Source organism: Nocardia sp. NPDC003345 (assembly GCF_053589395.1).
Map to the genome: position 1 here is coordinate 1 of NZ_JBSFRU010000211.1, position 11,519 is coordinate 11,519.

Below are 11,519 nucleotides of genomic sequence, written 5' to 3' on the forward strand. Positions count from 1 at the left end.
TGCAGCAGTCCCGCGATGACCTGCCCGGACGCCTGCTGCCAGTCGGGGACACCCAGCGGCAGTTCGGCGGGTTCGGCTTCCTCGGACTCGCCGGTGCGAGAGCCGCTGCCGGACCGGCCGCTCGTATCGTCCTCGGACTCGTCGGCGGTGACCGCGCCGCGCAACATCACGGCGTCCTGCATCGCGATCAGCTGATACCAGGCGGGGGAGGTGGTGATCGCCTCGAGCTGTGCCAGCCGCTGTCCCTCCAGCTGGGTGGCCGAATACGCGACCTCGCCCCGGAATTCGCCGACCAGCCGGTTGAACTCGATCAGTTGCGCATCGCTGAGCTCCCCGAGCGTGACCGCGACCGCGCCGAGAGTGTCGGCCTTGGACAGTGCTTCGGCCGCACGCAGCGGCTCGACTCCGTAGTTGAGCGCGATACCGATTCCGGCGTCGGGCGCCACCCGGGCGGCCAGCACCGAAGCGTCGATCACGGTATCGATCACGGCGCTGAAGAAACCGAACGCCTCTTCGCGCGGGAGCGCGCGGGCGTCGATACCCGCGCGCAGGGTCGGCACCGCCTCGAACAGTTTGCGGTAGCCCTCGAGCTGATCCTTCGACCCGTCGGGGTCGAGCCGCTGGGCGGCGTCGCCCTTGGCGGTGAGCATCGCCAGCGCGGCGTCGGAGCGCTGCCGCGCGTTCACCAGTGCGGCCGCCGCGCCCGGGTCACCGGCCAGATACAGCAGCGACAGCCGGCGTTCTTCCTCGAGGGATTGCACCATCATGATGGCGGGCGTGGTGGTGCTGCTCGCCAGATCGGCCCATTGGCGCGCCTCCCGGCCGGATTGCACCAGATAGGCCGCCGCTCCCACACCGATCGCCAGCAGCGCCACACTGGTGATCAGGACGATCGCCAGCAGACGGGTCCGGACGCCGACCCGGCCGCGGGTCCGATGCCGGCGGGCGCCGAGTCTGCGGGTAACGGATCGGGGGAGGGGTAGGCGTGCGGCCACGGCAGATCAACTCGTTCCCGGGCATGCGCGCGTCCGACGGCATTCGTGGCCGGCCACCGCCCAACTCTCCAGGCATTGGCGGTGATCCCGGCAATGCGTCGTGCTCGATCCGAGAATTTACCGAAAGTTACCCGTTTCAGTAAGGAAAATGACGAGTCTCACCAGGGAAATTCGCCGAATTACGGAGTGATCTTTTAACGGAGCGTCAGCCGGTGGTGCGTGCCGGGGCGGCTCGGCGGGCGGATGCGCGGAAACACAGCACCGCATCGCCGTAATCCGCGAGAGGTTGCGCCTCCGCCGCCTGCCGGACACCACTGGCCGGGAGTTCGGTCAGTTTCGCGAACATGGTGGCATTACCGAACGCGGAACGGATCTGGGTCTCCGAGGCGTAATCCGCGCCGTAGTCGGCCAATTTGCCGAAATCCAGCGGGGCCAGCGGCCTGTCCAGCGCGACCGGTTCGGCCGGCCGGCCCAGCGCCGCGTACTGCGTGGCGCTGCCCTGCTCGTACCAGCACAATTCGTAGGCGAAGCTCTCGGTACTGGTCACACTCAGCACCGGCCAGTGCTTCGAGAGAGCCAGCGCCAGCGGGTTCTTGGCCACCGGGGTGAGTTCCCATTTCAGGCTCTTCACCGCCACCCAGCTGCCCGAGAGCCGCTCGACCAGCACGATGTCCTCACCGAGTTCGGTGGCGGCGTTCATCTGCGGATCCCGGGTTCCCCAATGCGCCTTGTCCACGCCGTAGGCGGTGTTGATATCGGCCCGCTCGGCACCGGCGGCGGTGAAGGCCTCGACGATCGCGGCGCGCACTTGGTCCAAAGCGTCGGGCGCCGAACACAACACGCTCAGGGCGCCGAAGGACGAGCCGATCTCCACGGGTTTGGCGGGCTGGTCCGGCATCGCCCCGGCGACCAGGGGTTTCAACCCGACCAGCGCGAGCTGCCAGTTGATCTCCTCGATCGTGGCCAGATCGCCCGCGCTTTGGTACAGGATCTGCTGCTGGGTCAGATATCCCGCGCGCTCCAGGGTGCGGCATTCCAGCTTGCGCAGCGCGGACTGGGTCTTGCCGGTGAACCCGATCTCCTCGATCTTCAGCGCGCGCAACTGCGCGGCCATGGCCGGTGTCGTGAGCGCGGTGTAGCGCTCGCGATACATCGAGACGGCCTGTTTGCGCTGCCGGCCCACCATGAGCGTGCGCAGCAGGGTGTTCAGGGTGGCGAGATATTTGCGGGACTGCTCGGGATCGGCCTCGAACAGGGTGGCGCGGATGCGGACCGCCTCGTCGGTGGCCACCACCGCCGCTCCGGGATCGAGCCGGCACAGCCACACACCGCATTTGGACAGGCCGTCCGCGCAGACACCGGCCGCGTTCGGATAGTCGTGCGCGACCCGGGTGTAGGCGTTGCACGCGTCGCGGATGGTGGCGGTGGCGAGTTCGCGGTGCCCGATGGCGCGGGCCGCCTGTTCCAGCAGCCGCAGCGTGTCCTGGACCTCGTTGGCGAAAACCGCCGAGACCCGGCCCGCGGTGAACCAGCGCAGCCGGATCATCACCGCTTCCTGCGCGGGCTCCAAGGCGCCCGCCACACGGTTGCGCACCGAACCGTTGTTCTGGGTCTCCAGATATCCCGTGGCCAGTTCACACAGGGTGGCGGCCAGTTGGAGTTCGGATTCCGCGGTCCGGTCCCGCGCCGCGATCCGGTCCGCGGCGACCCGCCCCTCGATGGCGATCAGATCCATCGCGATCTCAATTCCCGCATCACCTTCCGCGCACGGTCGTCGAGCGGCCGTCGTCCCAGCATTTCCCGCAAAGTGTGCCACACGCCGGGGCGGGTTAGCAGGGCTACTGCGAGGTAGCGCGGCCCGGTACCGCCGCGGATCACCCGGCCGGTACCGTCGCGCCGCCCATCCCGAGATAGAACAGTGTCAGCAACAGCAGGAACCAGCCCGCGCCCTGCCAGATCGGCCAGGTGCCGCCGCGCCGCCACACCCGGATGGTCTCCACGAACGCGCCGACCCCGCCGAGGAACAGCACCGCCCCCGGGCCGAACAGCACGGCGAGTTGCGCGGGCGTATCGCACAGCAGGGCCTCGGCGTCACGGCACCGGCCGGTGGCGGCCCATACGGCGGTGGCCGCGCACACCAGCGCCGCGACGACCACTACGGCCAGTACATAACGCACGGCCCGGCGGAAGTTTCCGTCGTCGGACCAGCGTTTTTCCACATCATCGGTCATCGCCGGATCCTCCTGGCGCCGGTATTGCCAGGAGCGGCGCAGGCAAACATGCCCGGTGCCGGAACCGGGCGCGGCCCGTCCGGCACCGGGCATCCCGGGGTCAGAGGTACTGCTCGCGCAGTTTGCGCTTGACCAGTTTCCCGGTGGGTGTGCGGGGCAGTTCCGCGGCGAAGTCGATACTGCGCGGGACCTTGTAGTGCGCGATCCGGGCGCGCAGGTAGTCACGCAGTTCGCCGGCCAGTTCCGGCCCGGGTTCGGCACCCGGCGCGGGCTGCACGACCGCCTTCACCGCTTCGCCCATCTCCTCGTCGGGCAGGCCGATCACCGCGACGTCGAGCACCTTCGGATGCAGGGCCAGCGCGTCCTCGACCTCCTGCGGATAGATGTTCACCCCGCCGGAGATGATCATGAACGCCTTGCGGTCGGTGAGGAAGAGGAAACCGTCGGCGTCGACGTAACCGATATCGCCGGTGGTGGTCCAGGTCGGATGGTCCGGATGCTGCGCGTCCTCGGTTTTCGCCGGATCGTTGTGATAGGTGAACGGCACTTCCTCGCGTTCGAAGTAGATGGTGCCGATCTCGCCGGTCGGCAGCTCCGCGCCGTCGTCGCCGCAGACCCGGATGGAACCCATCCCGGCGGGGCCCACCGATCCCGGCTTTCGCAGCCACTGCTCACTGTCGATGAAGGTGGCTCCGTTGGCCTCGGTGCACGCGTAGTACTCGTACAGGACCGGGCCCCACCAGTCGATCATCGCCTGTTTCACCTCGACCGGGCACGGGGCCGCGGCGTGCACGGCGACCCGCATACTGGAGACGTCGTAGCGGCCGCGTACGGCCTCGTCGAGTTTCAGCATCCGCACGAACATGGTCGGCACCCACTGGCTGTGGGTGACCCGGTAGCGCTCGATCGCGGCCAGGGCCTGCTCGGCGTCGAACCGTTCCATCACCACCAGGGTGCCGCCCAGGGCGTGCACCACGCCGCCGAAGCGCAGCGGCGCGGCATGGTAGAGCGGCGCGGGCGACAGGTACACCGCATCGGGTCCGAATCCGTAGAGCGGGCCGAAAACGGCGGTGTAGGGGTCGCCGGGCTCATCGCCGACCTGACTGTCCGACAGCGGCTGTTTGATGCCCTTCGGGCGGCCGGTGGTACCGGAGGAATAGAGCATATCGGCGCCGCGCGGCTGGTCGGCGAGCGGTTCGGCGGAGGCCCCGGCCAGGGCCTTCTCATAGGATTCGTAGCCGGCCACATCGCCGCCGAACGCGAGCCGGAGCTCCACCCGCGGGGTCTGGTCCACGATCTTCTCGGCGGCGTCGCGCAGCCCGGCCGACGCGATCAGCGCGCGGGCGCCGCAGTCGTCGACGATATAGGCGATCTCCTCCGGGGACAGATGCCGGTTGACGGCGGTGATGTAAAGCCCGGATCGCAGTGCTGCCCAGTAGGCCTCGTACACCTTCGGATCATTTCCGGACAGCAGCGCGATATGGTCGCCACGGCGCAGACCGGCCTCGTGCAGATGCCGGGCGAGCCGGGCCGAATTGTCCTCGAGCTGCCGATAGGTCAGCGTCTCGCCGGTTCCGGCCATGATGACAGCCGGTTTATCAGGGAAACGATCGACATGCGCACCGGGGTACATGCTGCTCCTCTTCGCCAACGATGCGATCGTCACCCGACCGCCGAGCCGATGGGGGACCGCGCCGCGCCGCGTCGCGCATCTCCCGCCGGGCGTGCCGCCCGGTAGCCCGACGATAACCGAAAGTGAACGGTCATTCGGTCAATATGTCTGAAATTGCGAGGTGCTACGGGATTACGGCGCCCGCTTGATCCGGGTTGCCGGGAGATCGGCCGCCGGCCGGCCGGTCAGCGGGCCTCGGTGAGGAAGGTGGTGGCCAGGTCGTTGAACAGCGCGGCCCGCTCCCACTGGACCCAGTGCCCGGTGCCGGCGACGCGGTAGGTATCGCAGTCGGGCATCCGATCGGCCAGCATGCGGGCGCCGCCGGGCCGGTTGACCCGGTCCCGCGCGCCCCAGACGACCAGTGTCGGATGCGATACCCGCCGCAGCCGGGGATCGCGGGTGAGATCCATGCGTAGCAGGGTCCGGGCGGCACTCCGGCCGGACGGGCGGCGCAGCGGCGGATTCGCGACGACCTCGGGGTCCAGGCTCGCCCGGAACCGGGCGTCGATCATCTCGTCGGTGACGGCGCTGCCGTCGAAGACCAGGTATTCGCGCAGGAAAACGGCGAGTTTGCCGCGGTCGGGCCCGTCGCCGCCGTAGTAGGACAGCAGGGCGCGCAGACCCGCGGTCGGCAGGGTGCGGGTGGTGCCGATCCCGCCGGGGGCCAGCAGGACCATCCGGTCGACGGTATCCGGGCGGTCCATCGCCAGCCGCAGTGCCGCGGCGCCCCCGTAGGAGTTGCCGACCAGATGCGCGCTCGGCAGTGCCAGCGCGTCGAGCAGTCCGCCGATCGCGGCGGCCAGATCGCCGAAGGGATCGGACCGGTCGATCCCCTTGGTGGACCGGCCGTAGCCGGGCAGATCGGGTACGAGCACCCGGAAACGGCGGGCGAGCGCGTCGATATTGCGCGAGTAGGCCGCCGCGCCCGAAGCGCCGGGGCCGCCGCCGTGCAGCAGCACCACGGCCGGTCCGCTGCCGTGGTCACGGTAGTAGATCCGCCGGTCGCCCACGGTTGCGGTGTGCCCGCTGTCCTGGCCGGTCATCTGGTCCTCCTCGCCCGGGTACGCGCGGAACGCTACGCACCATGGCCGGGGGAGGAGGTGTGGGGCCGGTGCCCGATGGTTCCCACGCGGATGGCCGGGGTGGAGGGCGCGTGTGCCCGGATGCTTTGGGGTTCCCGGTGTGTGGCGCCGCCGGTACGTCGTTCCGTACCGGCGAAGCCAATTGGTTGGACCAATTCTGTGTTTCGGCGAGTTCCGGTTTTCATCGGACTGGCTCCGGCGGTTGCCGGAGGCTCTGTGTCCGTCGGCGAATTGGTCGGGGAAGTTACCTCCGCGCACCAGTTTTCCAGGTTCTATTGCGGTCCGGTAAATCGGTCGTTACGTTCGTCGACGGTTCTCGCCAGGGTGGATTCCGCAACTTATGGTCGGTGCAACATATGGTCTGACCAATAAGGAGATCGCGGTGACGGCGACCTGGCAGGAGGCCGCGGCCTTCCCGGTCCTGCAGCAGGACATGGGAATCGAGCCGGGTACGGCATACGTTCCCGCGGAGCCCGGGACGGTGCGCTGGGGCCGGTTGCCCTGTCGTTCCGATGCCCCGGTGGCGACGTTCGCACCGGGCACGACGATGGTGATCGATACGATCAGCCACGAGGGCATCCTGGAGGACCAGGGCTCGGACCCAGTGCGCTACTTCGGAAATCACGGTGTGGCACGCGAGGACGTGCTCGCGGACGCCGTCGAGGTGACGGCCCGGTGCCGGCGCGAACCGGGAGCCGGGCCGCATATCGTCACCGGTCCGATCGCGATCGCGGGGGCGCGGCCCGGAGATCTGCTGGCGGTACGGATCGACGCGCTGACCATGCGGGCGCCCTACGGCGTGATATCCACCCGCCACGGTCGCGGTGTGCTCGCCGGGCGGCCGGGATTCGACGGTGACTACGGCCAATTCTGCCGGGTGCGGTCACACGAGGGCGACTGGATCGCCACCATGCCGCTCACGGGTGGTCCCGGCGCGGCCCAGGCGTCGTTTCCGCTCGCACCCTTCCTGGGCATCATGGGCGTGGCCACCGATACCGGTGTGCGGGTCGATTCGGTACCGCCCGGCCCGCACGGCGGCAATATCGACGTCAAGCTCCTCACGGCGGGCGCGACCCTGTTCCTGCCGGTGCAGGTCCCCGACGCCATGCTCTATATCGGCGATCCGCATTTCGCCCAGGGCGACGGCGAGGTCGCGCTCACCGCGCTCGAGGCCCCGCTGCGCGCCGCCCTCACCGTGGACGTGATCCCGGCGGCGGAGATCGCGGGCGGATTCGGCGGCCGGATCGGCCCGTTCGCCGCCGCCCACGGTCTGCTGATCCCCACCGGCCTGCACACCGATCTGAACACCGCGCTCGAACTGTGCGTGACCCATGCGGTGGAGATGATCTCCGAACTGTTCGAGGCCGAACCCCGGCGGGCCTATCTGTATCTGAGCGCGGCCACGGATTTCACCATCTCGCAGGCCGTGGACCGGGTGCGCGGTGTGCATGCCGCGGTGCGCCGATCCGATTTCGGCCCGGGTGCCGACACCGCGCTGGCCCGCCGGATCCTGGAGCGGGTGCGGTGACCGTGACCGGCGCCGTGGACACCACGGTCTGGCGCCTGATCGGTACACCGTTGATCGAGGCCACCGCCCCGGGGCTGCTCACCGGCCATACCGTGGCGGTCAAAGACCTGTACGCGCTGGCCGGATATACCGTCGGCGCGGGGGTGCCCGGCTACGCGCTCGACGGTCCACCCGCCCGCGAGCACGCCGCGGTCCCGGCCCGGCTGCTGGCTGCGGGGGCGCGGATCGCCGGTATCGCGCAGACCGACGAATTCGCCTACAGCCTCACCGGCGGCAACGGGCAATTCGGCATGCCGGTCAATCCGGCGGCCCCCGACCGGATCCCCGGCGGCTCGACCAGCGGCCCGGCGGTGGCGGTGCGGCGCGGCGAGGTGAGTATCGGACTCGGTACCGATACAGCCGGCTCGATCCGGGTGCCGGCCGCCTACCAGGGGCTCTGGGGGATCCGCACCACCCACGGCCGCGTCGCGACCACGGGACTGCTGCCGCTGGCGCAGTCGTTCGACGCGGTCGGCTGGCTCACCCGTGACGGCGCCACCCTGGCCGCGGTCGCCGACTGCGTGTTCCAGGCCGGCGCGCGGTCCACCGGATTCGCGCCGAACGGACCGGAGTTCGTGGGTTTCGCCGTGAGCGCGGCCGATGGCGGGGTAGCCGGGACGGCGCCCGCGGATACCCCGATCGGCGAGGTCGGGTTCGCGGTAGACCCGGCGTTGTGCGATCTGGCCGATACCCCGATCGCCGCCGCCGTCCGCGGCTACGCGAGCACGCTCGGCGCCACGCGAGTGGATCTGAGCCCGGACGGCACCTGGGCCGAGGCGTTCCGCGTCGTGCAGGCATTCGAGGCATGGGGCAACCACGGGGAGTGGGTCGCCGCGCATCCCGGCGTACTGGAAACCGAAGTGGCCGAGCGGTTCGCGTTCGCCGCGTCGGTGACCCCCGAACAGGCCGAGGCCGCCCGCGCGGTGCTGGCCGGAGCGGCGGTCCGGATCCGGGACGCGGTGGCCGGCCGCGCTCTGATCCTGCCCGCCACCGCGACCGCGCCGCCACCGCGATCGGCGGGCCCGGCGGTACTCGCGGCGGCCCGCGCCCGCACCGTCGCACTGACCTGCCTGGCGGCGATCGCGGGCCTGCCCGCGGTGACGCTGCCGCTGGGCGGGCACGACGGGGTGCCGATCGGGGTCTGCCTGCTCGGCGCGCCCGGTACCGACCGTTCCCTGATCCGCCTCGCACGCAGCAGCGTCGCTGTGCCCGCCGCGGGGCCGCTCCACAGTGAGGACCGAGTATGAAACGTCCACTCCGTCATATCTTCTCGATCGTCGCGGTCGCGGCCCTGGCGGTCGCCGGCCTGACCGGATGTATCGCCACACCCGACAGCGTCGGCGGCGATCCGGGCGCGATCAAGATCGGTACCCTGCGCGGGCAGCCGCATCTGTACGCCCCGTACTTCATGCAGCGGTTCGCGCCGGAGAACACCACCTACGAGATCGTGCTGTTCGAGAATTCGCCCGATATCAAGAACGCGCTCGCCTCGGGTGCCATCGACCTCGGTGTTCTCGGCGCGCCGGCCATGCTCGCCGGAGTGGCCGCCGAACAGGACGTCCGGATCATCGCCTCGGCGGCCGACGGCGGCTCCGGCTTCGTCGGGCGCCCCGAGCTGAAGACGGTGCAGGATCTGCGGGGTAAGCGCATCGGTTTCCCGGCCGGATCCTCCCAGGAGATCGCGCTGAAACTCACGCTGCGCGGGCACGGCCTCGATCCGGACGCCGATGTGCAACTGGTGAATCTGGCCTATTCGGATATGGCCGGCGCCTATACGGCCGGCCGGGTGGACGCGTTCCTCAGCGCCGAGATGGGCGTCTCCATCGCCCGGCAGGCCGGCGCCCATCAGATCGTCTCGCCGTATGAGACCCCGATCGGTGCCACCAATATCGTCTTCGGCGGTAACGGCGCCTTCCTGGACGCCGAACCCGACCGCGCCCGCGACGCCGTCGGCGCGTTCACCCGCGCCATCGACTTCATGAAGGGCGACCCCGGTGCCTGGGCCGCCGGGCTGGTGGAGACCTTCGGGATGGAGCGGGCGGTCACCGATATCGCCATCACCAATATCGACCTGCGCTGGCAGCTGGACGACGAATACCGGCAGCGGGTCGGCGAACTCGCGCGGCAGATGGTGGCCTTCGACCAGCTTCCGGCCGCGCCGGATATGACGAAGGTCTTCCGCACCGAATTCCTCGACACCGTGGGCGCGGCCGGATGACAGCGCTGGGCGCGACGGCCGGAACCGCCGCGGAGCAGGGCCCGTCCGCCGCCCCGGTAGCGGCCGGGCCCGGTGCGGGCCCGGGCCGGTGGCCGCGTTACCGGGCCAAGGCCGTCACCCTGCTCTGGGCGCTGCCGGTACCGGTGCTCGGGCTACTGCTGTGGCATCACGGCGTGGGCGGCGGCTGGACGCTCCCGTTCGGTATCCAGATGGAATTCCTGCCCACCCCGTACGAGGTGGCGCGGCGGCTGGCCGACCTCGCGGCCGGCGGGATCGTCGACGACACCTACAGCGGCACCCTGTGGATCCACCTCTACGCCAGCACCTTGCGGGTGGTCCAGGGCTTCGCCATCGCCGCGGCCATCGCGGTCCCGCTGGGTATCGTGATGGGCCGCTCGCCGCTGGTCTACCGGATGCTCGAACCGACCCTCGGCCTCATCCGGCCCATCCCGGTGACCGCGTGGGCCCCGCTGTCGCTGCTCATCATCGGTTTCGGCGACCGCGCGACGATCTTCCTGGTTTTCCTCGCCGCGGTGTTCTCGATCCTGATCAACACGATCGCCGGCGTTCGCGCGGTGCCGGCGCGGTTGTTCGAGGCCGCCGCCATGCTCGGGACCCCGCCCGCGCAGACCCTGTACAAGGTGGTGCTACCGGCCGCGATTCCCACCATCGTGTCCGGTCTGCGGATCGCGCTGGGACTGTCCTGGGTGATCCTGGTGGTCGGTGAGACCGTCGGTATCCGGGTGGGTCTGGGCGCGTTGATCACCCAGGCCCGCGAACAGTCGCGTACCGACCTCATCGTGGCGGTGATGATCGTGATCGGGCTGGCCGGATTCCTCGCCGACCGCATCCTCATGCTGGCCGTGCGCCTGCTCGCCGGGCGGCGGCCCCTCCTTCCATGACCCACTCCACCCGGATCAGGTGATCACCATGAAGATCTATTCCACCCGCCGACGCCCGCACCGGCCCGCCCGGATCGTGCTCGACGGGCTCGGTAAGCAGTTCCCGGGCGCGGCCGGCTATGCGGTGGACGGGGTCACGCTCGATATCGCCGCCGGAGAATTCGTCTGCGTCGTGGGCGCCAGCGGGTGTGGAAAGTCCACATTGCTGCGCATTCTCGCGGGATTCGAAACCGCCACCCGGGGCGCGGTGGCCGTCGGCGACGAACCGATCACCGGCCCCGGCCCCGACCGCGGGGTCGTCTTCCAGGACTACGGCCTGTTCCCGTGGCTGACCGTCGCGGAGAACATCGCCTACGGCCCGAAACAGGCCCGCATGACCCGCGACGATATCCGCGAGACCACCGATCGCTGCCTGGAAACCGTCGGCCTGACCCGGGTGCGCGACTCCTTCCCGCATCAGCTGTCCGGCGGTATGCAGCAGCGGGTGGCCATCGCCCGGGTACTGGCCAACCGCCCGGCCGTTTTGCTGATGGACGAACCCTTCGGCGCCCTGGACGCGCTCACCCGCACCGGGATGCAGGCCGAACTGGCTCGTATCCATCGTGATTCGGGTGTGACGGTCGTCTTCGTCACCCACAGTGTGGAGGAGGCGGTGTATCTGTCCGACCGGGTGGTGGTGATGGCCGGAGGTACCGCGCACGGGTCCGCGGGACATATCCGCGAGGTCGTCACGATCGACCTGCCCCGCGAGCGGGAGTCCACCACGCCGGAATTCAACGATTACAAACGGCGGATCGACGCACTCATCCACCAGGGCGACCGCGCCGCGGGGGGTGGGGGCCGCACACCCCC

Annotated in this window: 10 protein-coding genes; 5 read left to right on the plus strand and 5 right to left on the minus strand. The window is 69.9% G+C overall.

From position 1 onward, the window contains the following. From ACWDU1_RS21435 to ACWDU1_RS21455, 5 genes are all read right to left on the minus strand, one after another. A partial coding sequence (locus tag ACWDU1_RS21435) for a nitrate- and nitrite sensing domain-containing protein (protein WP_450000899.1) occupies positions 1–995 on the minus strand: 995 nt, incomplete at its 3' end. Between the two features lie 205 nt (positions 996–1,200). Next, positions 1,201–2,730, minus strand: coding sequence for a hypothetical protein (locus tag ACWDU1_RS21440; protein WP_450000901.1), 1,530 nt, complete (start codon positions 2,728–2,730; stop codon positions 1,201–1,203). A gap of 139 nt (positions 2,731–2,869) precedes the next feature. Continuing rightward, positions 2,870–3,226: a hypothetical protein gene (locus ACWDU1_RS21445; RefSeq protein WP_450000903.1), complete on the minus strand. Its 357-nt coding sequence runs from the start codon at positions 3,224–3,226 to the stop codon at positions 2,870–2,872. 100 nt (positions 3,227–3,326) lie between these two features. After that, a complete protein-coding gene (locus tag ACWDU1_RS21450) occupies positions 3,327–4,859 on the minus strand; it encodes an acyl-CoA synthetase (protein WP_450000915.1) in 1,533 nt (510 codons plus the stop codon). 224 nt (positions 4,860–5,083) lie between these two features. Then, positions 5,084–5,941 carry an alpha/beta fold hydrolase gene (locus ACWDU1_RS21455; RefSeq protein ID WP_450000905.1) on the minus strand — a complete coding sequence of 286 codons (858 nt, stop codon included), beginning with the start codon at positions 5,939–5,941 and terminating at the stop codon, positions 5,084–5,086. 421 nt (positions 5,942–6,362) lie between these two features. On the opposite strand from ACWDU1_RS21455, the gene ACWDU1_RS21460 reads away from it, so the two are divergent. The 5 genes from ACWDU1_RS21460 to ACWDU1_RS21480 all read left to right on the plus strand — a co-directional run. Continuing rightward, positions 6,363–7,508: an acetamidase/formamidase family protein gene (locus ACWDU1_RS21460; protein WP_450000906.1), complete on the plus strand. Its 1,146-nt coding sequence runs from the start codon at positions 6,363–6,365 to the stop codon at positions 7,506–7,508. Next, positions 7,505–8,794, plus strand: coding sequence for an amidase family protein (locus ACWDU1_RS21465; RefSeq protein ID WP_450000908.1), 1,290 nt, complete (start codon positions 7,505–7,507; stop codon positions 8,792–8,794). Before ACWDU1_RS21460 ends, ACWDU1_RS21465 begins: the two co-directional genes overlap by 4 nt. Continuing rightward, a complete protein-coding gene (locus tag ACWDU1_RS21470) occupies positions 8,791–9,765 on the plus strand; it encodes an ABC transporter substrate-binding protein (protein WP_450000910.1) in 975 nt (324 codons plus the stop codon). The genes ACWDU1_RS21465 and ACWDU1_RS21470 overlap by 4 nt, the downstream gene beginning before the upstream one ends. Beyond that, a complete protein-coding gene (locus ACWDU1_RS21475; RefSeq protein WP_450000912.1) occupies positions 9,762–10,667 on the plus strand; it encodes an ABC transporter permease in 906 nt (301 codons plus the stop codon). The genes ACWDU1_RS21470 and ACWDU1_RS21475 overlap by 4 nt, the downstream gene beginning before the upstream one ends. Before the next feature lie 28 nt (positions 10,668–10,695). After that, a partial coding sequence (locus ACWDU1_RS21480) for an ABC transporter ATP-binding protein (protein ID WP_450000913.1) occupies positions 10,696–11,519 on the plus strand: 824 nt, incomplete at its 3' end.

Excerpts from the sequence above, each read along its gene's own strand:
- ACWDU1_RS21450 (WP_450000915.1), bottom strand. The coding sequence starts at position 4,859 with ATGTACCCCGGTGCGCATGTCGATCGTTTCCCTGATAAACCGGCTGTC.
- ACWDU1_RS21440 (WP_450000901.1), bottom strand. The coding sequence starts at position 2,730 with ATGGATCTGATCGCCATCGAGGGGCGGGTCGCCGCGGACCGGATCGCG.
- ACWDU1_RS21455 (WP_450000905.1), bottom strand. The coding sequence starts at position 5,941 with ATGACCGGCCAGGACAGCGGGCACACCGCAACCGTGGGCGACCGGCGG.
- ACWDU1_RS21475 (WP_450000912.1), top strand. The coding sequence starts at position 9,762 with ATGACAGCGCTGGGCGCGACGGCCGGAACCGCCGCGGAGCAGGGCCCG.
- ACWDU1_RS21470 (WP_450000910.1), top strand. The coding sequence starts at position 8,791 with ATGAAACGTCCACTCCGTCATATCTTCTCGATCGTCGCGGTCGCGGCC.
- ACWDU1_RS21445 (WP_450000903.1), bottom strand. The coding sequence starts at position 3,226 with ATGACCGATGATGTGGAAAAACGCTGGTCCGACGACGGAAACTTCCGC.